The organism is Nocardiopsis sp. NPDC058789, assembly GCF_042745575.1.
Lineage (GTDB): Bacteria > Actinomycetota > Actinomycetes > Streptosporangiales > Streptosporangiaceae > Nocardiopsis > Nocardiopsis eucommiae.
The window spans coordinates 1-24,780 of sequence record NZ_JBHYOW010000022.1 but is presented as its reverse complement, the minus strand read 5'-3'; the positions used below and the strand labels follow the sequence as shown (position 1 = coordinate 24,780).

At 66.1% G+C, this 24,780-nt stretch carries 15 protein-coding genes; all 15 read left to right on the top strand.

Annotated elements, in window-relative coordinates; genetic code table 11:
- The first annotated feature begins 341 nt into the window (after positions 1 to 341).
- The 15 genes from ACFW3L_RS23990 (at position 342) to ACFW3L_RS23920 (ending at position 24,669) form a co-directional block, all read left to right on the top strand.
- Positions 342 to 1,208, top strand: coding sequence for a hypothetical protein (locus tag ACFW3L_RS23990; RefSeq protein WP_378746293.1), 867 nt, complete (start codon positions 342 to 344; stop codon positions 1,206 to 1,208).
- Between the two features lie 66 nt (positions 1,209 to 1,274).
- Positions 1,275 to 3,656 carry a hypothetical protein gene (locus tag ACFW3L_RS23985; RefSeq protein ID WP_378746289.1) on the top strand — a complete coding sequence of 794 codons (2,382 nt, stop codon included), beginning with the start codon at positions 1,275 to 1,277 and terminating at the stop codon, positions 3,654 to 3,656.
- Positions 3,657 to 3,695: 39 nt separating this feature from the next.
- A complete protein-coding gene (locus ACFW3L_RS23980) occupies positions 3,696 to 6,734 on the top strand; it encodes a hypothetical protein (RefSeq protein WP_378746284.1) in 3,039 nt (1,012 codons plus the stop codon).
- Positions 6,735 to 7,053: 319 nt separating this feature from the next.
- Positions 7,054 to 7,356 (top strand): hypothetical protein, encoded by a 303-nt coding sequence (locus ACFW3L_RS23975; RefSeq protein WP_378746281.1) that lies wholly within the window; start codon positions 7,054 to 7,056, stop codon positions 7,354 to 7,356.
- A gap of 165 nt (positions 7,357 to 7,521) precedes the next feature.
- On the top strand, positions 7,522 to 8,823 hold the full coding sequence (locus ACFW3L_RS23970; protein ID WP_378746277.1) for a hypothetical protein: 1,302 nt from the start codon (positions 7,522 to 7,524) through the stop codon (positions 8,821 to 8,823).
- 454 nt (positions 8,824 to 9,277) lie between these two features.
- On the top strand, positions 9,278 to 10,807 hold the full coding sequence (locus ACFW3L_RS23965; RefSeq protein WP_378746273.1) for a phage tail tip lysozyme: 1,530 nt from the start codon (positions 9,278 to 9,280) through the stop codon (positions 10,805 to 10,807).
- Between the two features lie 58 nt (positions 10,808 to 10,865).
- Positions 10,866 to 11,888, top strand: a complete 1,023-nt coding sequence (locus ACFW3L_RS23960) for a hypothetical protein (protein ID WP_378746266.1) — start codon at positions 10,866 to 10,868, stop codon at positions 11,886 to 11,888.
- The gene (locus tag ACFW3L_RS23955; RefSeq protein ID WP_378746261.1) at positions 11,888 to 12,538 is read left to right on the top strand and encodes a hypothetical protein; all 651 of its coding nucleotides are present in this window, start codon (positions 11,888 to 11,890) and stop codon (positions 12,536 to 12,538) included. Before ACFW3L_RS23960 ends, ACFW3L_RS23955 begins: the two co-directional genes overlap by 1 nt.
- Positions 12,539 to 12,821: 283 nt before the next feature.
- On the top strand, positions 12,822 to 13,664 hold the full coding sequence (locus ACFW3L_RS23950) for a hypothetical protein (protein WP_378746258.1): 843 nt from the start codon (positions 12,822 to 12,824) through the stop codon (positions 13,662 to 13,664).
- Complete coding sequence (locus tag ACFW3L_RS23945; RefSeq protein ID WP_378746253.1) at positions 13,661 to 14,332, top strand: hypothetical protein; 672 nt, start codon at positions 13,661 to 13,663, stop codon at positions 14,330 to 14,332. The genes ACFW3L_RS23950 and ACFW3L_RS23945 overlap by 4 nt, the downstream gene beginning before the upstream one ends.
- 52 nt (positions 14,333 to 14,384) lie before the next feature.
- A complete protein-coding gene (locus ACFW3L_RS23940; RefSeq protein WP_378746249.1) occupies positions 14,385 to 14,882 on the top strand; it encodes a hypothetical protein in 498 nt (165 codons plus the stop codon).
- A gap of 28 nt (positions 14,883 to 14,910) precedes the next feature.
- Entirely contained in the window at positions 14,911 to 15,849 is a 939-nt protein-coding gene (locus tag ACFW3L_RS23935) for an AAA family ATPase (RefSeq protein WP_378746245.1), read from the top strand.
- Positions 15,850 to 16,353: 504 nt separating this feature from the next.
- A complete protein-coding gene (locus ACFW3L_RS23930; RefSeq protein WP_378746242.1) occupies positions 16,354 to 18,138 on the top strand; it encodes an AAA family ATPase in 1,785 nt (594 codons plus the stop codon).
- Between the two features lie 159 nt (positions 18,139 to 18,297).
- Positions 18,298 to 20,637: a hypothetical protein gene (locus ACFW3L_RS23925; protein WP_378746235.1), complete on the top strand. Its 2,340-nt coding sequence runs from the start codon at positions 18,298 to 18,300 to the stop codon at positions 20,635 to 20,637.
- Between the two features lie 27 nt (positions 20,638 to 20,664).
- Positions 20,665 to 24,669, top strand: coding sequence for a type IV secretory system conjugative DNA transfer family protein (locus ACFW3L_RS23920; RefSeq protein ID WP_378746224.1), 4,005 nt, complete (start codon positions 20,665 to 20,667; stop codon positions 24,667 to 24,669).
- The last annotated feature ends 111 nt before the right edge of the window (positions 24,670 to 24,780 follow it).

Below are 24,780 nucleotides of genomic sequence, written 5' to 3'. Positions count from 1 at the left end.
CCCGTCGATGCGCCTGTCGTGCGGGATCGAGGCCCCACCTTCCGAAGTCCGCTCCTTCGCTCCTGCTTACGCCCCTGAGCAGGTGTCGAGGCCCTCGTTCCGAAGCCGGTGGTGACGGCCTCCGGAGAACGGAACGCCATTCCTCGACGAGACACGTGGTCCCGGGCCGCCGCCCCTGCGGCCGGTCCGCGGAGGACCACTCCCGGTTCCCCGAGGGCATCCGGGACAGTGCGCCACTCACGTGAGTGAGACGGGTGCGAACGCCCCGACGGAGGAACCGCGGGGACCCGGCGCCGCAGTGACAAGGTGATGCCCGGCTTCGAGCGGAAACGGAGTGTGTCGTGGCGAAGAGCGTTTTCAAGATCCCCACCAGCCTGAACCGGTCCTTCCTGGACCATGAGATCGCGCTGGCCGGTGGCGGGTTCCAGATGCGCCCCGTGCCGACCAAGGTGATCCTGTTCTGGTTGGTCTCCGTCATGCTCCTGTTCTGGGTCTGCACGTCCACCTTCGTGTCCAGCGCCAACGGAGGGCTCATCTTCCTCGTGGTCGTCTGGTGGCTGGCCGCGACCGCCTTCTTCGGCCAGTACTCCAACACCAAGGAGATGCGGTTCTCGTCCCTGCCCGCCCTTCTGGAGTACGTGCCCCGCCCCTCACGCCGCGTCGTCACCCGGCGGGGCTCCGACCCCACCCCCTTCGCCTCGGTGACGGGCATCAGGAAGGTCGACGAGACCGGCTACATCGAATGGGGGGACGGCACCGTCGGACAGGCCTACCTGGTGGTCGGTTCCGCTTCGGTGCTGGTCTTCGAAGAGGACAAGAAGGCCATCCTCCACCGGGTCGACTCGTTCTGGCGCAAGGTCGACACCGACGTCGACTACATCTGGATCACCACCAAGGAACCCCAGCGGGTCTACCGCCAGCTCGGCAACCTGGAGCTCCTCAACCAGGCCCTGGAGATCCGTGATCCGGAACTGTTCGAGCTGCTCGACGAGCGGTACTCGATCCTCAAGGACTACGTGGGCGGGCAGTTCAGCTCCATCCACCAGTACCTGGTCATCAAGGCCGACAACCTGGAGGCGCTGCGTCGGGCGCACACCCTGGTGCGGGCCGAGGTGGAGGGCTCCAGCCTCATGATCAAGCAGGCCTCCATGCTGGGCGCCGACGAGCTCTACGAGATGTTGCGCACCATCTACACCGCCGAGCGGTGAAGCGGGACCGGACATGACGCTGCGCAGGGTACGGGTTGACGAACGCGGAGAGAGTGAAGGACGCGCATGAGCACCGGAGCACAGTTTCCAGGCAGTGCCGCCGGGACCTCGCACGGGCATCTGCCCGGTGCGCTCTCGACCGGTGGCGCGTCCGACCAGACCGCCTCCGAACAGCAGGACGGCCAGTCGGCGGGCGCGAAGGCGCCGTCCTTCAGCGAACTGTTCCCCGAGCTGGCCGGCCGTGGTCAGGACGGCGACCCCTCCGGAGACGGCGGCGGTGAGGACGAGGGCCTGAGCGCCAAGGAGCGCCGTGCCGCCAGGAAGAAGGTGGAGCAGCTCTCCGGCACCTTCGACGACTACCCCCACCTGCTCGCGATCAAGCCCCGGGAACGCTACGTCTTCCGGAGCGACTACTTCCACGTCGACGACCGCTACGCCTGTGTGCTCGGCTTCTTCCATGACGACGGGGCTCGTGACGACTTCGGCGCGTTCTGGGGGATCAACCGGATTCCCAGCGGCTTGCCCGACGGGGTCACCGTGGTGGTGCTCGAACAGATCCGCCGTATGGGTGAGAAGTGGATCGAGGAGAAGATCAAGACGGTCGAGAAGCTCGACCGTATGGAGGAGGGTGAGCAGGCCCAGTCCGGCACCATGACCTCGCGGCGCAAGTCCGCGAAGATCAGCGACGACATGGAGATCGTCGCCGGTGAGCTCCAGGACGGCTCCAGCTACCTGCACGTGCACAACCGTCTGCTGGTCCGGGGCCCCAGCCTGGAGGTCCTCGACGAGGCGGTCGAGCGGATCAGCAGGCTCTACATCGACCGTTTCGGCACCGTCAAGGTGGCCGCGTACCCCGGTGAACAGCGCCAGGAGCTGAGCAACCTCTTCGGCAAGAACGCCCGCAAACGAGGGAAGGGCTTCCACTTCACCAGCGTGGAGTTCGCCGGATCGCACTCCCTGGTCACCAACGGCCTCAACGACCCGGCGGGCGAGTACGTCGGGTCCATGGTCGGAGACGTCAACAACTCCGCGGTGCTCTTCGACGTCAACGACTACGAACACCACGTGGTCCTGGCCGACAACGGCGTCAACCCGGTGTTGAACCGGGCGCACATCCCCGACATGTGGGGGTCGAAGATCTCCCAGTCGGCCCTGTTGTCCAACGCCCGCGTCGTGCACATCATCCTGAACGGTGCGCGTCTGGACGACCTCGGCCCTCGTCTGGACAGGCTCACCGCCCGCCTGGACATGAACTCGGGCGACATCAACATGTTCGAGATGTTCGGCAGGACCGAGGACGAGCTCGGGATCTTCCCGGCTCACCTGGAGAAGGTCGTCCTCATGGCCGAACAGGCCTACGAGACCACCGACTCCGACCGCTCCATCATTCGCGGGTCGCTCAAGGAGACGCTCACCCAGTTCTACATCGACAAGGGCATGTGGGCGCGCAACGCCAAGCACAACCGGGACCGGCTGCGCGTGGTCGGCATCCCGCACACGCAGGTGCCGCGGCTCCAGGACATCGTCACCTACTTCGACACCCAGTACCGGGCGCTCTCCAACTCCAGCGCCCGAGACGACGAGATGCTGCACGCCTACAACATCCTGCGCCTGGTCTTCAAGGACCTGCTGGACAACAACGGCGACCTGTTCAACACCCACACCAACGACGAGATCGACGGGGTGGCCGACGCCCGCCGAGTGCTCTACGACTTCTCCCGCCTGCTCAAGCGCGGCAAGGGGGTGGCGATGGCCCAGCTGGTCAACGTCATCGGGTTCGCCGTGGACAACCTGACCCTGGGCGACACCGTGATCCTGCACGGCGCCGAGAGCATCGACGACCGGATCAAGGCGTACCTCAACGAACAGTTCACGCACCTGTTCCTGCGCGGCGGCCGGGTGGTCTACCTGTACAACGACATCGACAGGATGCTCGCCGACTCGGAGTTCAACCGTTTCGACGCCGCCGACTGGACGATCCTGGGCACGATGCGGGACGCGACCGTCACCAAGTACCAGCGCCAGCTGCACCAGGACATCCCGCCGGACCTGGAGCGGTTGGTGACCACGCGCGGGGAGAACCTCGCGTACCTGCGCCGGGGACACACCAACGTCGTCTTCCACATGGACCTGCCGCTGGGAGTCAACCCGGCCCGTGCCGCGCGGCGGGCCCAGATCCTGGGCGCGGCCGAGCGGGAACACGACGACAGGGTCAGCCCGGACGAGACCTCGGCGGTCTCGGCGGCCCACGGCGACATGGCGGAGGAGCGGGCCCGACGTGTGGCTGAGCAGGGAGCCGAGGCACAGCTGGACGCCGGACTCTCCGAACGCATGAAGCCGCGCCGTGGGAAGCGGAGCATCAAGCAGGTCCAGACCCCGGCGCAGACACGCCCCGACCAGTCGAAGCGCCCGTCGGACGAGGGCACTCGCGGGAAGCGGGGCCGATAGATGGAGGTGCGGGAGCAGGAGCAACAGGAGGAACCGAACGTGCGGTCCCGTAGGCCGCAGAGTCGGCTCTCCAGCGGGTTCCGGAGCGGGAGGTGGGTACGTCTGTCGGTGTGGGCGCTGCTCCTCGCGTTCCCCTTGGCCCTGCTGCTCGGGGGGATGAATCCCGCTCACTCGGAGGACGACGACGATCTCGACAGCCTGTCGTTCTACCGGCTGTCCTCCTCGATGACGGCCCTGTTCTCCACCGCGCAGGAACCGGGCAACGACGAATTCAATATCGCAGAGAACCACTGGCCGTCGGTCCTGCACCAACCGGGCAGCGCCGGGTCGATGCTCGGCTACCCCGACGAGCAGTACAACGTGATCAGGGGATGGATCGACTCACGTAACGCCCAGTCCTCCAACGAGGTCGGTTACGACTCTCTGGTCGGCACGAAGGACTCGGGGTTCCCCGACCACACCGGGGCACGTGACTTCGCGTACTTCGGTGCCACGCTCAATGGTCTGGGCCTGGACTCCACGAGCACGGGGCTCACCCTCGGCTTCTTCTCCTGGTTGTCGGGCGGGTTCGTCCTCATCCTGTTCGTGGCGGCGGCGGGCGTGGACTCGCTGTGGTCCTTCATCATCGACGCGCTGATCTGGATCAACCCGTTCCGGATGATCTATGACGCGGTCAGCTCCCTGTCCGGGAGTACGTTCGCCGACGGTATGACCGCGGGCGAGGGCGCCACGACCGGGTTCGGTGACAGCGGTGAGCTCCCGGAGCCGTTGGCGTCGATCGTGGAACTGGGGAACTTCGCGTTCGAGAAACTGGCTCTCCTGTCATGGACGGTGATGCTGCCTCTGTTCCTCGGTGTCTTCGTCTTCAGCCTTCTCATGTTCAAGAACCTGGACCGGGGCTCGGCGATCAAGAAGATCCTCGTCCGCTTCGTCTTCATCGTCATCGGCGTCCCGCTGCTCGGATCCATGTACAGCCAGGTACTCAACACCATGAAGGAGGCCACCGAAGGGGGGAACTCGGCCGCCGCGCAGGTGGTGCTCTCCACCTATGTCGACTTCGAGGGCTGGGCCACGCAGAACCAGCTGGCGGTGCCCGACGGCGCCTTCATCCGGTGGAGCCAGACACATAACGCACCCACGGGGAAGTCCCAGTCGGAGGTGCGCGACACGGCGCTGGCGATCAACAGGCAGGTCCTGGGCATCTCTGCCGGCGCCCTCGGGAGCCCCACGGGGAACGATGCCATGGCTGTGGGAGCCAACGAGGGATTGACCCAGTCCAACTACGGCGATGTCGCGCGCATGTTGGACCGGTACATGAGTACCCAGCACGTCAACGCCTCCTCGTTCGAGTCCGACGCCAAGTCGACCTTGGAGGGGGAACAGATCGACAAGGCCCCTGAATGGTTCGACGACTTCATTGGCGACCCTGAAGACGTCAAGGATGAGGCCGCCAACGAGAACCCGCTGCTCTTCGTCAGGTCGGACACGGGCCTGACCGCTTCAGAGGAAGGAGAGGGCGGCCCGGTCAGGTTCACCAGTGCAGAGGGCACCAAGATCAACTGCCGTGGCACGATCACGGAGGACAACGAAGGAAGCCCATCGGCGTGCAACCTCGCTCCGCTGGCGATGTACAACTACCTCAACGCCGACTTCGGGTCGACCTCCTACAAGGCCTATTCCTCAGGCAAGTCGAGCAGCGAGGCGACCCGGTCCATTCACAACTCGGTGAACCTCGTGGGCACCGGGATGATGAGTTCCGTCTACTGGTTCAACGCGGTCGTGCTGCTGGGCGCGTTCGTCGTCATCGGGATCGGCTACGCCATCGGAATGGTGGTCAACAACATCCGGCGGACCTTCCAGATGATCATGGCGATCCCGTTCGCGATGCTGGGTGTGGTCCAGGGGATCGCCAAGGTCATCGTCTACACGGTCGCGATGTTGATGGAGATCCTGGTCACCATCTTCCTGTACAAGATGGTGCTGGCGTTCCTGCTGGCCGTTCCGGACTTCATCAACGCACCCTTCAACGCGGCCATCGCCGGTGACGAGGGGACCGGGGACCGATCGGCCGTCGTGGAGTTCCTGGTCCGATCGGGGCTGCTCCACATGTTGGTCACCTTGGTCTCGATCATCGTGGTCATCGTCTTCACGGTCATGGCGATGCGCCTCCGCAAGACCCTGGTCAAGGCGGTGGAGGACTCCGTCACCAAGATGATCGAGAAGTTCACCGACGCCAAGGTCCAGTCCGGGGGCGGCCTGAAGTCCGGTCTGCCCGGTGGCGGCGGGAGCTCCTTGATGTCGGGCGCTGCGGGCAGCAAGGCGATGAGCGCGGCCAAGGGTGGCAAGAGCCCCAGGGGCGCGAACGCGGGTGGGACCAACAGCGGTGGTGGCCCCGCGGGGGCAGCCGCCGCCACATCGGCGAGCAGCAACGAGACCAAGGTGAGCGGGGACGTCGACACCGACGGTCAGTTGGAGGGGCCCGGGGGAGGCGGAGCCGGTGCGGGCCTGGACCCGAGCGCGCAGGAACGGGACGCCGCGGGGGAGGCCGACCTCGGCAAGCGTGTCGAGAGGGAGGGTCTGTCCGATGATCCCGGAGAGGCCTTCGTCGGCTCCGTTCAGCAGTCCGCCTCGGACTACGCGGAGTCCGACAAGGAGCGGTTGAAGGCGGCGACTGGCACGGCCGGTGCCGTCGGGCACGCCGGGGTCGCCGTCGGAAGAGCGGCGGCCCAGGACTACACCGGGGCAGCGGAGTCTGCGGGCAAGGCGGTGGAGAAGGGCGGCCAGGCTCAGGCGAGCGCCGGACGGGCGGGTCAGGCCTCGGAACGGGCGCGCAAGTCCTCGCTGGACAACCCCCAGACCAGTGCCAGACACGACCGAAGAATCCAGCAGGGCCAGCAGGCCGAGCAGGCCGGTCGCACCGTGTCCAACGTCGCCGGGATGGCGGGGAGCACGGGAGGAGGGGGCAAGGCCCCGCAGCCGCAGAAGACCCCGAAGAAGCCTCCCAACTCGGGTGGAGCCAACTCCGCCGACCAGGCGGCGAAGCAGGCCCGTAACCAGAGGAGGGGACCGAAGCGATAGTGATCGTTGTAACGGGAAAAAACCTTTGACTACTGGCTTGAAAGGGGAAGTGAATGCGGTTGGCTGCGTCACGACCATCCCGGGGGAGTCAATGGCTCCGCGCTCGTGTTTCCCCACTTCCGTCAGTTAACAATGTGGTGGACAAAGTTGCCGCCGCCAAGACGCGGCAGTTAGAATCAGCCTCGGAGAGTCCGCATTCTCTTGTGCGGAAACCCCAGGTACTGGCACCCTCACCCGTCCCCAGGCCTGTTGATCTTTCTGCCCTCAGACCCCCCATAAGTCGAACCAGGCCAGGACCAGAGGACAAGGAAAAGCGACAATGAACCTGAGTGACCTCCCTTACGCATCGTGGGATCTTCTCTCGTTTCTTGACAACGCCACCAGTTACGTGCAGGGAGCGGGTGGCTCCCTCCTCGCGCTCATGGGGACGGCCGGTGTCGTCTGGGGCGGCGTTCTGCTGATCAAGAAGCTCATGGCCTCGCAGCAGGATCAGACCAGTTGGGTCAAGATCCTCGCGCTGATCCTGCTCGGGGGCGCCCTCATGGTTGGCGGTTTCAGCTTGATCTCCCAGATCGCCGCGGGCGGCCAGACCACCATCGAGGACCTGGGCGGCGGCGGGTGATCCTTGCGGGACTCGGTGAACCGAGGCGAGGAACCACCGCACCATCGTCCTGAAGCATGGTCGTGCATCGGTAGGTACCCATGGGGTCGGCGGCGCGAAAGGCCGTCGACCCTTTGCGCATTCCGCAGCAGAACATGATTGAGCGACACGGCAGGAGCACGTCACGTGAGTGCGAAGGAAACCATCGCGACCTACGCGAAGAAGTTGAAACTGGGGCCTCACCACGCCATCGAGCGTTTCGGTATCATGACCACCTGTTTCGCCGTGGCGTTCGCACTGCTCCTGGCCGGAACCATTACTTCGGCCATTGTCAACAATCGGGCGAAGATAAGCGAGACGGCGCTGTACACCACCTCGTTCACGACATCCAGAACCGATCTGAGTGGCAGTGTCGAGGGAATCTACACCAACAGTGAGAGAGATCGCGCCCTGGTCCTCATGAGGTTCCGGGACGCCAACTCCGGCTCGTTCTCCGCGGACGCCGCGAACTACCAGGCCTTTCTGACCGGCTCCAACGAACAACTCGCCACCGAGACACTCAGGACGAACATCACCGGATCCATCATCCTTTTCGGATCCACCGGTTATCTCGGGGTCGTTCTCGATTCCGACGCGCCGTTCGCCCAACAGATCATGAATCTCACCCTTCGTGCCAACAGCGAGCTGGTGTACGCGGAGGAGTCGAGCCGGGAGTTGCGTGAGGATCTGCGCGACGACGGCAGTTTCGCCGAGTTCGACCAGTGGCGGTTGTTCATCAATCCGGGAGCAACGGGTACCGAGGAGGTGTCCTCGCTGGACGGCGGCCGAGTCGATCCGGTGGCCATCTACTACGAACTGGTGGTGGCGGAGCAGGAGCAGGAAATCCGTGAGGAAATGGACCAGCAACTCCTGCAGATGCGTGCCCTCCTCAGCCGCATCGACGAATACGACGGTGAGATGAGTCGGATCAACGTGGACGGCGTGTTCATCGAGCCGCCCGAGGTTCCGGTGCAGATCGCTGGTGACAGCGTCACGGGTGAGGCGGCCGAGGGTGACACGGAGGCGACCCTCGACCTTGAGACCGAGTGGGTGGACCCGCGCGGGTTCGATTTCGACTGGCGTTCGGGCTCCGTCCACGACGGCTATCTGGACTCCATCATGCCCCCCGGTGAAACCTCCTACGTCACCTTTCTCGGTGACAAGGCACGGCCGGAGGAGGACGTCAGTTCCATGATCTCCGCGAACGATCTGGAATGGATTCTGACTGACGGTAACAACCTGAAGGATTACGGAAGCTCGGATCAGTTGATGAAGCCCCTGCGCGACATCATGAACAACACGACGCAGGCCTACCAGGACTACCAGCGACTCAAGAGCTCCTACCAGGTCGATTCCCACGGCAGTCTCCTGGAACTGGAAGTGATGCTGCGCGGCGTGGACTCGTCCGGGTCGGTCAACGCGGATGAAGAGGTCCTGCTCACCTACTGACGCCGGTCAACGGCACGGGTGGGCCCCGGAAACCAGACGTTCCTGAAGGGAAAAGGAGAGGGTCTTCATGGCTGGAGTCGGCGGTGGAGCCGGGGGGCCGAAACCCCCGGAGCCGGGCGGATCGGGCAAGCTTCCTGGCGCTGGTGCGAGTGGTGCCGTCCCGGGTGGGGAGGACGCCAAGAAGGGGATCCCGGACCCCAGTGACGTCGGCAAGGGTGTCCCGGGCTTAGGTGGGCCCGGAGCGGGCGGGCCAGGCGGAGCTGGAGGCGAGGAAGGGGCCAAGGGGGGCCCGGGCGGAGCGGGCGGCCCGGGTGCGGCCGGTGGGCCTGGCGGGTCTGGAGGGTCGGGCGGAGCCGGTGGGCCTGGCGGGTCTGGAGGGCCGGGCAGAGCCGGAGGTCCTGCGCTGGGGGCCGCCGGGACGTCCCTCGCTCCCCAGGAGGGGCCCAAGGACGCTATGGCTGGCGCCCGGAAGGGCGCCGGGGTGGCGGCAGCCGTCCCCGCTGTCGGAGTCGGGGCCCAGCTCATGGTCCTGATGATGTTCCTCAAGTGGCTCAAGCAGATGTTGGCCGCGGTGCTGGCAGCGCTGTTGAACCTGTTGCAGATGCTCCTGCAGTTCTTCATCATGCTCGCCAAGTTCGCGCTCGGGTTCGCCCTGGTGATGGGCGGCCTGTTCGCCTTCCTGGGTGGGGGCGTGATCGCCGGGGCCATCATCGGCATCGGGGCGGCGTTCGTGGCGATCGCCACGGTCGCCGTGGTCGCGGTGGGGGCCGCCACCTCGGGTACCACCGCCGCCCAGCACGAGGCACCGTTGGACGACTGCCGTGCCGAGACCGAGGCGGTCGTGCGTGAGATCGACGACAACGCCGATGCCGGTGAAGACAGCCAGCAGAAGGAGGAGGTGGCCCAACAGGTGTACTCCGTTCTGTCTGTCAGTGGCATGCCGGACGAGAATATCGCGGGCATTCTCGGGAACTTCGAAAAGGAATCGAGAATGGATCCGACGATGGTTGAGCTGGTTGGCGGCAAGGGTTTCACCATCGACGATGTCAAGCGGAACGCCGAAGAGAAGGGATTCAAGTTCTCCGAGCTCGAAAACGGGGAGTACGACCACATCCAACACGGGGTGGACCTGTTGGGAATCGGTTTGGGGCAGTGGAGCAACGGCCGTAACACCAACCTGTTGGAGTACGCCGACGGAACCGGCGGCAAGTGGCACGAGATCGAGACCCAGATGTCCTTCCTGATATCCGGTGACGCGTCCACCTACACCAACGTCGTGCAGGAGCTCATCGACGACGACTCGCCCTCAGTCGGCGGGGCCACCCGTACCTGGCTGGAGAAGTGGGAAATCCCGGCCACGATCGATGCGGCCGAACTCGCTCAGCGCGAGGGCTACGCAGATGTGTGGTTCGCGAAGATGGATGGCTGGGAGGCCGACGAGGACCTGGCCGATTCCATCCTGGAGCAGGCAGAGGTCACGGTGGTCCAGGCCAACCAGAATCGCCGTGAGACCGCCATCCAGGAGTGCCGGACCGCCAGCACGGGCGGTGGGAGCGTCGTTCAGGCCGGGGAGACGGTGCCCTGCGACTCCCTGGGGCGCATGCACCCGGACGCCTGCGACATGCACAAGGCCCTCCAGGACGAGTTCGGCGGGTTCTTCCTGACCGCTGGCGGTCAGCGCAACGAACCCAGCAGTAACCACCACAACGGCCAGGCCATCGACTACATGATGGCCCCGCTCAACGAGGTTCCCTCCGACAAGATGCGCGAATCCGGGACCACGGTCGTCAACTTCGTGATCGCGAATGCCGAGGAATTCAACATCAGCGGGATCCTGTGGAACGAACGCAAGTGGGCGGCGGGGAACGACCCGGTCGGAGAATGGAATGACGAGAACACCCGGTACGCGGGTGGTCGGGGAAGCAACACCCAGAACCACGTCGACCACGTCCACATCAGCGTGGGACCGGACCCGTTCAAGTAGCTCCCCGTGGGACTGACTCGCAGGCACACAGACACAGGATCCAGAAGGGAGCGCGACGGTGTCCGACGAAGAACACGAGGAACGTACCAACAGTGACGAGGGCCCGTCGGGTGACGGTGCCGCGTCGGAGGAGCGGGGGACGCCCGAGAGGAAGCCCTGGCGTGAGTTGAGCCGTGAGGAGGTGATGGAACGACTCGACCACTTCGAGGCCAAACAGCGGGCCAACCGCCGGAGAATGACCGGCGACGACGTGCAGGAGATGCTGCGCGAGCGACGCGCCGAGCGTCAGCAGCGCCGGCAGGAACGCAAGGAGCTACGCGCCGCCTCCCCCCGGCCCCCGCGCGACGTCGGCAGGACGGTGCGGTTGAGCCTGGGTGGGGCGCTGTTGGTCGGGGCGATGGGTTTCGGGTCCCTGGCCGCCTCCAGCAGCGACACCACCGAGGCCCGGGCGCAGACCAACGAGCAGTCCATCGCCATGCTCAGGGGAGACATCCGCGCGCTGGAGAACGAGACCTGGGACGAGGAGGACGTCGTCGCCTTCCAGGAGCAGCTGGACCAGGCCGTGTCCGAGGCCTGGGACATGGGCGCGCAGGTGGCCGAGGCGCAGAACACCTACCAGGAGATCTTCGCGGACATCGACGACGAGGAGCTCTCCGGGGACGGAGACGCGAGCGAGGTCTACGCCCCGGTGGGTGATCACCGTGCGGAGCTCATCGACTTCTTCGCGGAGTCCGCTCGGATCATCGAGGACGAGGACGTCTACTACCCCGGAGCCGACGTGTTCTACGGCCCCGGGGAGATCGACGTCCTCGCCCCGTGGTACACCCGGTACTCCGACGAGAGTCGCGGGGACTACGCGGACCCGTCGGCGAACTCCTGGGAGCTCGTGGCCGTCACACCCCGGGTCGGATCCTCCCGCACGGTCAACGTGGCCTGGCTCAACCGTGACGCGACCAGCGGTGACCTGCTCGCCTGGGCCCGAGCCACCTACAGTTCCGACGCGGGGACGTTCCACAGCCTCTACGTGGGCGAGACGACGATCGGTGAACGCCCGGCGGGCCGACCGGACGAGGAGGACTGATGGGACTGCTGCAGCGCAACGCCTTTCCGTTGGTCGCGGCCGGAATCATGGCCGTCTCGACCATCTCCTTCGCGCTCACCCGGGGAGCGCAGGAGGACGTCCTGGCCGAGCAGGAGCAGGAGATCGTCGAACTCGACGACCGCAGGGCCGAGCTGGTGGCTGAACAGGAGGATCGCGGGCGTCTCGCCGCAGACGACGTGGTGGGTACGAACGCCCACCGGTTGGCCGACGACGAGGAACTCATCAGGGACGTGCTGGGCACCGCCCTGACATGGGAGAGCCACGCCGAGTACGAGGCGGCCCGCACCACCATGATGAACGTCCACGACGTTCCCGAGGACTCGGCTTTCATGACCGAGTTCCTACCCACCGCGCCGATGAACGTCGAAAGCGGGGGCGAGGAACACGCGCTCATCGACCTTCTCGGACTCGACTCCCGGGTGAACAGTTTCCAAACCGACCTGATATCGATTCAGGGAACCGAGTACGCCTATCTGGTGGTGGTCGACGTGCGGACCACCTCCGACGATGGTCAGGCCAGCGCACTCAGCACCGCGACGGTGCTGCTGACCACCGACGGCGAAGGCGGGGTCGCCGACCTCGAGGGGTACGCCACCACCTCCCGGGTGCGCTCCTCCGGACCGGACTGACCGGGCGTCCCGCCTTCGTGTATCGCCGTTGCGGAGGGCACGTCGTTCATCACTAGTGTGTGTCTCGATAACCGTTCCGTTTTACGAGGAAGTACTACGTTGTGGTCGCATAAGAGGGGAGGCCGACGTGGCAGATGAAGGACTCGGGTCCGAGAATCCCTCGACCTCTCCGCCGTTCCCCGGGAAATCGACCGGTGATCCGAACCGACGGTCGGGTGGCTCCTCCGCCACAGAGCGGGACGAGGACCCCTCCGCCAAGCACGCAGGGGGTGGCTGGAAGACGGTGCTGCTCCGCGTCGCCTACTGGTCGGGGACCGGGCTGGGGGTCGTGGGCGGGCTGACACTGCTGGTGGTCGCCGCCGCGATCAACTCCCACCACCAGAGCCAGCTGGCGGATCAGGCCCAGGACGGGTTCGACGCCCAGCGGAACATCAGCGTCGCCGAACAGGGGCTCGAGGACCTGCCCAGCGAGGAGGAGGCCGGGCGCTGGCTGAGTCAGGCCACCAGCGTGGGCGCGACCGTGGCCGAGGTGCAGAACACCTACCTGGAACAGGCCGGGCCGTTGTCCCTGGACGGGTTGCCCGAGAGGACACCCGGGTTGGGCGAACGGGACGAGTGCGTCACCTACCTCGACGAGAGGCCCACGTCCCCGCGCGAGTACTCCAACGAGGAGCTCACCACCTGTGCCCAGGCGTTGCGTGAGGCGGAGATCGGTGGGCTCGACCGGCACCTGACCCCGCACTTCGCCGCGCACGTGCGCGATGACGACGGCTTCAACGCGGTGGCCCAGTGGCACTCCGGGGTCGCGGCGCTGGACGAGCTGGAGGAGGGGGCCTTCGCGGCCGACTACTCCTGGACCGTTCATGAGGCGAAGGTCTTCGAACGGGACGGGAGTATTCCGATGGTCTGGACCCTGACCCACGAGGAGACCGGACAACTGGTCGCCTGGATGCACGGGACCTACGACCCGGTGGTCAAGAAGTTCGACCGGATGGTGCTGGGGACGGTCGCCGTCGGCACCGACGAGGAGGTCTCCGAGCCGGGGAGTCCCGGCGCGGACTCCGGTGAGGACGTGGCCGAGGGCGAGTCGGGGGACGAGAACGAGGGCGGGGGTGACCAGGGATGAGTCTGGCCGAGATCGAGGCCTACGAGCGTGAGCGGGAGCTCCGCCGCAAGCGGATCCGGCTCGTCCTCTCCTGGACACCCCTGGCCGTGGCCGTGCTTCTGCTGGTGGTCGGCGGGGTGGCCGTGTGGTCGGCCTCCTCGGGCCACGACGAGGACCGGGCCCAGGTCGCGACGCTGGTGGAGGAACTCCAGGAGGAGGACGCACAGGCCCAGGCCGAGTTCCGCGCCGGCTGGATCGAGGCGCTGGAGAGTTCCTCGTCCGTGCGCGTCGAACGCGTGGAGACCGACAGCGAGTGGATGCGTGAGCTGCTGCTGGAGGTCGTGGAAGCGGAGGGCGACGTCTCGGTCGAGCCGAGGGTGCCGGTCGAGGAGGAGTCACTGCTTCCGGCCCAGGAGCTGGCCGACCAGGGGGTTCCCGGTCTGGGGCCGGACGCGCGGGCCAGCCTGGGGGAGTTCTCCCCGGTCGTGGTCGAGAGCCGAAGGGCCGACTACTCCTACTTCGCCTATGTGGAGGTCTTCGACGCGGAGGACGTCCCCGAGGACGGGGACGACGAGGAGGAACCGGTACCCGCCGTCGCGACGCTGTCCGTGGCCTGGACGACCGACTACGCGGGTATGGTGACCCACTTCGACGTCCAGTGGACCGACGAGGCGCCCCAGCAGTCCTGATCCGCTCACACTCCCCATCCCCGCCACTCCGCCTCTGCCAGGAGAACCACCCATGAGTCCCGCTCCATCGTCGTCAAGGAAGAAGACGAAGTCCGCTGCGGCCGTACCGGCCAAGCGAGAGAAGAGGCATCAAAGCGGGGAGGACCCCGCACAGGGGGCCGCCGAGGCCGAACGGTCCCAGGGGGACGGCCCGGGACGACCTCTGGGCGCTCGGATCCGTGCCCGTCTCGGACAGTCTGGCGCGGGCTCCCTGCTGGTGTTCGCGCGGGCCGGACTGATGCTCGGAACCGGCGCCATCATCTACGTGGTGGCGATGTTCGCCGCGGTGACCGTGGTCCCGAACGTCTTCCTCATGGTCTCGGGCGGGAGCGGTATCGGCCCGTCCTCGCCCCTGGAGATGCAGGTGACGTACTGGCTGACGCCGGCCCTGTTCCTCAACGGTCTGATCTTCGTCCTGGTGGTGGTCGTGGCCCGCTGGCTCTGGCGTGCCCAGCGCCGCCTGGGTGAGAAGGCCCGGCGCTCCCTGCTGGGAGAGGAAGACGGTCGGTGACCCCTCGTACCGAAGAAAGGCGATCCGCGTGAAAATCGCACCCCTGAAGCTCACGGACCCGTGGCTCCACCGTCTGGCCCGAGACGGCGAGGCCGACACGGAGACCCTCAGCGCCGTGCCCTGTGAGATCTCCGTGCGTATGGAGACGGTGTCGGTCCTCCACCACGGCATCGACCAGAACCACCGCCCCTACCTGCACCTGAGCGGACAGATCGTGCAGATCCAGCCTGATGTCGCACTGCCCTACGGCATCACGGCGCTGCCGTTCCGCTCCGGGTCGGAACCGACCTTCGACGCCTTCTACGAGTTCGACACCGAGCAACTGCTCGAGCTCGTCCGCAAGGGCTACTTCGGCTCCCGGTTCCAGGTCCCGGAGTCGATGACCGGACTGGTGTGGGAGCTGCCCGCCGAGGTCGACTTCCTTCTGGTGGCGCCAGAGCGCATGCAACAGCCGCCGCTTGCCTTTGTGGGCGTGCGCAACCAGAACAACACCGAGTTCGACGAGGGGAACAGCGGTTACACCCTGGCCGAGTACTTTCCCGACTACTCGGTGGAGGACTCGGTACCAGTGGCGGACGACCGGCGGCCCGCGGTGTCCCAGCGCTCGGACCAGATCGAGGACCTGTTCGCCGACGAGGAGTTCGACGCGGTCCACCGCGGTCACGGAGGTCCCTCCGCCCGCGTGCCGGTCTCGGTCGGTGGTGCGAGGGAAGAGGTGCCCCAGGGTGTGTTCGACCGTGTGTTGCAGGGGGTGGAGACAGAGCGCCGTGCGGCGGAGTCCACCATGCGGCCCGGGGTGGACTACGCCGAGGACACTCCCGAGGGACTGCTCCGGTCGAGGATCCAGCCGGGTGTCGCGGCGGCGCTGTCGGACGCGGCGGCTCGGGGGTCCGGGTCGGGCGGTCGAGGCGCCGAATCCGCGAACGGGGGAGACACCGACGCCGGTGACTTCCTCGACCTGGACTAGGGCGTGTTCCGTGGATGCTTTCGGTTGACTCGGCGCTCGCGCCGGTCGATGCGAGCGGCCGTCCAGGCAATCTCTCGCAAGACGATGAGCGAAGGTCAGCCCGGGTTTGGCTGTCCGAGCTTCATCGGCGCGGCGAGAGGCAGCCTGGTGGTCGCGAGCCCGGAATGATCCGCGGAACATGCCCTAGGGCCAGGGCACGGGGAGACAGCGATCCGTCTTCGTGCGAAGCGTGCGGAGGCGGACCGAACCAGTCGAAAATCCGGTGCCCGACGCGGTGAACACGATCGTGGGGCCCTGTTTTCTCGCCGCGCTTTTCGCTCCGGGTGGGCCGTCTTCCGACCGTTTGGAAGGCGGTCTCGGTGACAATTATGGACGTCATCAAACAAGACTTCCGGTTGGTCCTACTTGGGGGCCTGCATGCTAGAATCGTGATGATTTATGAGCATGAATTAAGTGGTATCGAGACGAAGTCGTAACCTTCTCGCCCACTGAAGGTGGTGTTGGTTGTTCACCCGGTCCGACGGTTCCCTCGCTGAAGGGCTCAACGAGCTCTATCCGAAGCTGGCCAAGTTCAGTGACCCCCTCAAGCCCGCCGAGCGTGAGATCGTCGGTCGCGAACACGAGATCTCCCAGCTCATGGCCGCGATGTCGCGCCCCGAATTGTGCAACGCGCTTTTGCTGGCACCCCCCGGTTCGGGAAAGACCGCCCTGGTCCAGGCGGCCATGTCCGCGGACACCAAGCGGCTCTATCTGGAAGTCGACCTGGCACGGATGATCGCCGGGCTGAGCACCCCCGACGAAATGGCCGCGCTCCTCAAGGGCCTGTTCGACGAGGCCGAGATGTTCAGTACCGAGGAGCAGGTCGAGCTGGTGCTGTTCATCGACGAGTTCCACCAGGTGGTGCAGCTCAGTGCCGCCTCGGTCGAGGCGCTCAAGCCGGTGCTGGCGGCCTCCGGCGCGCGCGGGATCCGGGTCATCGCGGCCACGACGTTCGACGAGTTCCACAAGTACGTGGCGCCGAACCAGCCGCTCATGGAACGCCTCCAGCGCATCAACGTGAGCCCGCCCGACCAGGACACCACGGTCAAGATCCTCAAGGGGATGGCGCGCCGGTACGGGGTGGAGAACCAGTTCTACGACGACCACCTCTTCGAGCTGATCTACGAGTACACGAACCGGTACGTGCCGGCCTCGACCCAGCCGCGCAAGTCGATCCTGGTACTCGACTCGATGGTCGGCTGGCACCGTCACACCGGCCGTCCGATGGACCGGGTCCTGCTGGCCGACGTCCTGAAGGAGTCGACCAACGTCAACGTGGCCTTCAACGTCGACGCGGTCCGCATCAAGCAGCAGCTGGACGGTGCGGTGTTCTCCCAGGACTTCGCCACCAGCGTGGTCGCCAAGAGGCTGCAGCTGTGTGTCGCCGACCTGAACGACAAGACCAAACCGATGTCCTCGTTCCTGCTCACCGGTTCCACCGGTACCGGAAAGACCGAACTCACCAAGCAGCTGGCGAAACTGTTGTTCGGCGACGACCAGCGCCACCTCATCCGTTTCGACATGTCCGAGTTCGCGCGCGAGGAGTCGCTGGACCTGTTCCGTTCGGAACTGACCAAGCGCGTGTGGGACATGGGGCACGCCGTCCTGCTCTTCGACGAGATCGAGAAGGCCGCGTCCGCGATCACCCGAGTGCTGCTCCAGGTGCTCGACGACGGCCGCCTCTCGAACGACAACGGACGCCAGGTGTCCTTCCTCAACACCTACATCGTGCTCACCACCAACGCGGGCTCGGAGATCTACGAGACCATCGCCCAGTACAACGAGGACGACACCGGTTCGGGAAAGGAACTGGTGGAGAAGATGAAGGAGATCCGGCGCTCGATCGCCACCACTCAGGGTGACAACAAGTTCCCACCGGAACTGCTGGGTCGTATCGACGCGATCGTGCCCTTCCAGCCGCTCTCGCGTGAGACCCAGCGCAGGATCGTCAAGAACAAGCTCCGCCAGATGCGCCGCGAGATCATGGTCAAGCACGGCGTCCGGGTCGAGATCGCCGAGCGGGTGCTCCAGTACCTGATCGACGACCACGCCGACACCGACTCCAACGCGGGTGGTGCGCGCGCGGCGATCGCGAAGATGACCGACGAGGTCACCGTTTCCCTGGCGGCATTCATCAACGCCCACCCCGGAGAACGGGTCCTGCGGGTCGATGTCCGCGGAGTGATGCGCAGTGAGAACAAGGGCCTGCGCAAGAGCGATTCCTATGTCGAGGTGACCGCGGCCAGGTAGGAAGACGCGAAAAGACGTTCAGAGGATTCCGAACCGTATCCCCGGAGCGGGAGAAGGCGGCCGCGCGGGAGGATTCGGAAGTCCTCCTGGAACAGAGACACCGACTGACCGACGAAGCCGACTCGGTAATTCGTCACACGAACGGGAGAGGATGTGCCGATGGGATTCATGGACAACATGCGGCAGCAGGGGGCGGACAACGGCACGTCCTCTGAGGGTGCGGAGGCCCCCGCGGCCCCGCCGAGCGGTGACGGCAAGAAGCGCCGCAAGCGCAGGAAGCCCGAGGAGATGCTTGCCAGCGTGGTGCGGGAGAGCACCGTCAACGCCGCCGTCGACCTGCTCCGTCAGAACGAGCGCTTCGCCCTGCCCGGTAACGGCTCCTGGGTGGCCCTGGCCCTGCCGGTGGCCAACATCGGCGGGTTGAGCAAGAAGCAGCAGAGGGACGAGACCAAGGGCTCGCTCATCGAGCTCATCAATCACGACCTCATCCAGACCATCACCACGCGGTCCCTCCTCGACGAGGAGATCCTCGGCATCATCCCCACCCGGCAGAGCCTGGAGCGGATGGAGGAGTACGCGCTGCTCACCAACGCCACCTACTACTGGATGGTGCTGAGCCCGAGCCACGACGGGCAGGAGTTCGTGGTCAACCCCCTCAACGACAAGCCGGTCACCTACGCCGACGCGGTGGCCGTCGCTCAGGGCGGCCGCAGCATGTCCGAGTACCTGCCGCACGTGTGGGCCTGGACCCAGGCCATCGACACCCCCGCGGACCCCCCGGCAGCCTCCTCCACCGGCCCAGGAGCCTCCATGAACACCGGGGACGGACCCGCCACGTACGATCCCGGTCCGCCCGCCGCGTACGCGCCCACGCAGACCGCCCAGACGCCGCAGTCCACCCCCGCCCCCGCCGTGGGCGGCGGTTTCGGCGGACCCGCCCCCACGGATCCGAGTCCCTTCCCCGGAGCCCTGCCCCCTGAGGTCGGCGCCGGACACGACGAGCCCCACGAGGACCTCTCCGGAGACGGCGAGGGCCCGCTGATGTTCGGGGAGGAGTCCGACGACCTCCTTGACGAGGGAACCGGCGGGAACCAGTTCCTGGACCCCGAGGACCTGCTCGACGACGACCTGAGCGAGTTCGAGGACTACGTGGAGGACGGGGAGACCGAGGAGGACGAGGACACCGCCACCTGGGAGGAGTACACCGAACAGCACCGGGACCGGGAGTTCACCGAGGACGAGGTGCGGGAGACCATCGCGCGCCGCTTCCTCACCGGAGACCTGGACCTCTCCGTCGCCCTCGACGAGTTCGAGGCCACCTTCGACGCCAAGGCCCCGGCGGTCCTCCTGGAACTGGATGACCAGTCCGCCGGGAAGCCCACCGACTGGCTCGGGGAGCAGGTCCACCAACTGGCCAGGCAGGGCAACGCCGAACTGGCCAAGCTTCACCGCAAGCACCGCGGAGAACTCCGCAAGCTCTTCGTCGAGATGATGAGCCTGCACGCGGAGTCGGTCATGCGCGAGGTCGACGAGGAGCGTGAGGGGTCCGTCTACCAGAGGCTCGCGGCCGCCTCCGAACAGGAGTACAGGGAGCTCAGGACCAAGGCCCCCGAAGAGATCAGCCACCAGCGCACCGAGATCACCCGACGCTACGAGGAGGACGCCGCGAGCCGGGCCGAGCTCGCAGCCGCCCAGGCCAGGCAGGTCTTCTGGGACCGCTTCCGTCCGGAGTTCGAGCGCAGGATCGCCGACGTCGCTCTGGAGATCGAACACCGCAACGAGGAACGCCACGTCCACCAGCGGCAGCTGGTACTGGAGATGCGCCGCAGGGACGCGCACACACGGATGCAGCTGGGCGCCACGCGCGCCTTCCAGCTGCTGTCCGAGCGTGAGGCCGCTCAGCAGGAAGCCGAGACGGAACTGCTCACCCAGTGGAACACCAGGCTCACGCGTTACATCGATGACAACCGCAAGCAGGACATCGCCCGCGCGGAGGCACTCGCCGCGCAGCTGCAACTGGACAACAGCATCGAGAAGATCCAGGCCGTGAACGCCCAGCGCACGGCGGAACTCAAGGCCGAGCACGAGGCGCAGACCCGCAGACTCAACGGTGAGCTGAGCGCGGTGACCGCCGAACTGGAGCGCACCCGCGAGCACGCGGAGGCACGGATGCGCGAACGCGAACGCGAGTGGCAGCACAAGGCCGAGACGAACAACCAGATGTACTCCGGCCTGGCGGAGCGCACCCGCGGTCTCACGGACACCATGCACCAGGAGTACGCCAACCAGCTGATGGCGGTGAACCGCGCCAACCAGGCGAGCATCGAGGAACTGGACCGCGCCAACCAGGTGCAGCGGCGCGCCAACAAGATCCTCTTCGTGCTGATGGCCGTCTTCGCCCTGGCGGCCATAGGCGTGGGCATCATCGTCGGCTGGTGGATCAGCTACAACACGCTCAGCAGCAGCGCGATGGTCCTTCCGGTCTGGTTCGACCAGTAGACCTCTCGCATCAAGGAAAGGCGCACCATGGCCAGGAGGAGCTCTAGCCCCAAAGCGGGGGCCTGGGACAAACTCTCCTCTCGCAAGACCGAGGACACGCTCGCCAACCGCAACGTCTACGAGTCCCAGCAACTCGACCGCACCAGGATCCAGCGGCGGCGGACCCGCACCACCCGCACCGTCCTGGCCGTCGTCGCGGGCGTCCTCGTCGCCGGGCTGGTGTGGTCCGCGTGGTCGTTCGGACAGCAGGCGGTGACCACCGTGGCCGCCTCGTTCAGCGAACCCGAGGTCCCTGCCTTCACCGAGCGTGAGCGGGTCTCGCCCACACGGTACTGCTTCAGGGTCCTGGACGAGACCGGCACCCCGATGGCCGACCAACCGTGCCACGACACGGAGGCGGAGGCCCTGGAGGAGACACCCCAGTGGGTGCTCGACGACATGGACGCCCAGCAGGCGGAGATCGACGCGGCGCGCGCGGGCCAACCCGACTCCTTCGCGGGTTGGCTGCTTCACCCGACCGGCGCCAAGACGGGCGTCAGCCTCGGCGGGGGCCTGGTCACGTTCGCCCTGGCCTTCATGCTGCTCATGCGCAACAGGGACTCCCAGAACCTGCTGCACGACACCAGCGACATCAACCAGTACCACGGTGACCAGCACATCGCCCTGCCGCAGGAGATCGTGCGCAAGTTCGACTGGTTCCCCGACGCCGGCGCGCACTCGGCCGTGCAGCCGAACTCGATGATCAGTCACGTCATGATGACCAACAAGGGCCTCAAGCAGGTCCCGGTCGCCCAGCGCGCCACGGAGGACGTCCTCGACTCCGACGGCGACATCGAGTACCTCAAGGGCGAGATCCTCCGCGATGACGACGACCGGGCGATCACCCGGAAGAAGCCGCTCATCGACGAGAGGTTCGGTGACGACCTCTTCGAGGCCTCGGGCCTGCCGAAGGACAAGTCGCTCCGCAAACGCTTCGACACCACCGGGATCCCCTACAACCCCGACGGCAAGGACCGGGAGAAGCTCGGGAAGTACAAGACCGTCGCGGACATGATCAACGACGACTGGACCTTCCCCGAGTACGAGGTGCAGCGTCCGGCCGGCGCCTACATCGTGGACACCGCCCCGGTCAACACGATGGTGCTGGCCATCACCCGGGCCGGCAAGGGCCAGACCTACATCGAGCCGATGGTCGACATGTGGTTGCGGGAGAAGCGCCCCAACAACATGGTGATCAACGACCCCAAGGGCGAACTGCTGGTCAAGCACTACGTACGGGCCACCATGCGTGGCTTCCAGGTGGTGCAGTTCAACCTCATCAACGCCATGAAGACGGACATCTACAATCCGCTCGGCATGGCGGCGGAGGCCGCTCGTGAGGGCGACTCCACCAAGTGCGCGATGTACATCGAGAACATCGCCGACGTCTTCTTCCCGCTGGACGGCGGCGAGGACCCGGTGTGGCCCAACGCCGCCAACAACGCCTTCAAGCGCGCCGCCTACGGTCTCATCGACTACTACCTGGAGGAGGAGCGCGAGCTCCGCGACTACGCCGCCCGGGTGAACATGGACCCCAAGGTCCTGGAGACCAAGCTCGACGAGCGGTGGGGCAAGGTCACGCTCTACAACTGCTACCAGCTGTTCGTGCAGCTCTCAGCGAAGAAGGTGAAGAACCCGGTCACCGCCGTCGAGGAGAAGGCGCAGAAGGGCGACTACGGCAGCCCGGACGACGGCACGTTCCGCGAGGAGGAGGCCGTCTCCGAGATGGAGGAGGCCCAGCGCCGGGAGTTCCTGTGGGAGGGCAAGGAGGAGCTGGACATGCTCACCCTGTTCTTCAACGCCACCAACGGGCTCCCGCCGAACTCGATGCGGACCCTGGTCGGCAACGCCGACAACGCCCTGCGGGCCATGGGCGCCGCCGAGAAGATGCTCGCGTCCGTGTACGGCATCGCGATCACCGCGATGAGCTTCTTCACCGACCCCACGATCTCCACGCTCACCTCGGGCACCCCCAGCCAGAACACGGACCTGGGCGGGCTGAGCTTCCCCCGGCGCATGGGCGTGCGGTTCGCGAGCAACTACCTCAAACGCGACCACCTGATCGGCGCCCAGGCCAGGTGGGACGCCTACGCGGACGCGGGGTTCACGGAGCCGCTGGGGCAGGACTTCGAGCACGACGACATCGTCTCCCGTGAGGGCTGGGCCCGGTTCTACTTCCAGGGCAAGTTCCCCCGAGACGTCGCCTACGTCCGTCTCCGGCTGCTGAACCCGCAGAGCGGCATGCTGATCCGCACCTTCTACTTCCGGTACACGAAGGACTACCAGACCTCGCTCAACGGCCGGTTCTTCGTGACCGACCCGGTGACCGACCAGAAGATCGTGCGCAACGGCATCCTGTTGGAGCTGAAGAAGGACGCTGACGGCAGGTTCGTTCCGGAGCACACCACGTATCCGCAGATGCGGCTGACGAACATCACCGGGGACCTGCCCGAGAAGGAGATGGCTCAGGCCAACGCCATCATCAACACGATGGTGCGTTACTCGGAGCAGCCCAAGGCCGTCTTCCTGGTGACTCCGCCGCACCTGATGAAGTACGCCAAGCTGATCCTGATCCTGATCAAGCAGCTCGTCGACCTCAACTTCGACAAGTCGTACATGACCAAGGAGAGCCAGAAGCCGCTGTACAAGACCCGGTTCATGCTGGACGAGCTGGGCAACCTGCAGTCCGAGGGGCACGGCATCTCCGGGTTCGAGACGATGCTGTCCATCGGTCTGGGCCAGGACCAGCAGTTCACCCTCATCCTCCAGACCCTCCAGCAGCTGCGTGAGGTCTACGGCGAGAGCGTGGACAAGATCGTGCAGGGCAACACCTCCAACATCGTCTTCCTCAAGAGCACCGACGACTCCATGCTCGAGACGCTGGAGAAGATGTCCGGCAAGCGCCACACCACCTACATGGACTCCAAGACGGTGACCCAGGACAAGGGGCACCTCGTGAAGTCGATGAGCGTGGAGGGCAAGGTCTCCTACACGATGGCGACCAAGGAGGAGCCGGTCATCTCCTACAACGACCTGGCCTTCATCTCCGAGCGCAACTCGATCGTGTTCCGTGCGGGTGACTCACCGGTGTGGAACCGCAACGAGATGATCCTGCCGATGAGCTGGCGGCTCTTCAAGGACACGATCGTGCACCCCGGCCACGACTACACGCTCCAGACCATCCCCACGCTGTCCAGCGCGCTGGACTTCGACGTGCGGATGAACCAGCCCGACTTCGAGGCGATGCTGGCCAAGCGCATGCAGCAGGCCGAGCTGGCCGTGGTCTGCCGGGAGAAGTACCAGAAGGCACACGGGCTGTCCCCGGTGGACGTCTCGCGGTTGGACCCGGACACCTACGCCAACGAGGTCATGGAGCTGGTGGACGCCGCCCGCGGTGAGGAGTACGCCGAGGAACGGGGCATGGGCGCGACCGAGGAGGTCAACCCGGAGGACCTCCAGGACGACTTCGACCTGGACGACATGGACTGGGAGTTCGACGAGGCCCTCCAGCGGCTCGTCGACGTCCAGCAGTCACGGATGGACGACTTCCGAACGAAGCGCTACGCGGGCAGGATGGTCAGCCGCGACATGCTGGTCAACTTCTCCTCGGACCCGGAGCGTGTGCACGCGGGCGCCCTGGACGGCACGCTGGACGGTCAGATCGTCGAGGCCTACAAACTGGCGCGGTCCGCGATGGAGCAGGACGGTGCCCACTTCTCGGTGGGGCCTGACGGAGCCCTGCGCAGCTCTGACGGCACGCGGGTCTACATCTCCCGCCGGGATGAGTCGGAGGCGATGCGGAGGCTCCAGAGCGCGAACGAGAGCGCCGGAGAGCGGGTGTACACCGAGGATCCCCAACAGTTGGCCGACCTGCACGGGTTCCAGGTGCACGGGGCGTTCTACGAGTTCCTCGCCGAGCGGGACGACTGGACGGATCTGGCCCGCGGTGAGTTCGACCGGGCGATGGCCCGGGTGATGCGCGAACAGGAGTAGGCGCTCAGAGACAGGGATGAGAAGAAGGGGCGTGGGGGCCGGGGGGCGCCCCCCCCCCGCCCCCGTCCAGTGGGCACACCCGGGCCACCCCCAGAAGGGTATAAAAAACAA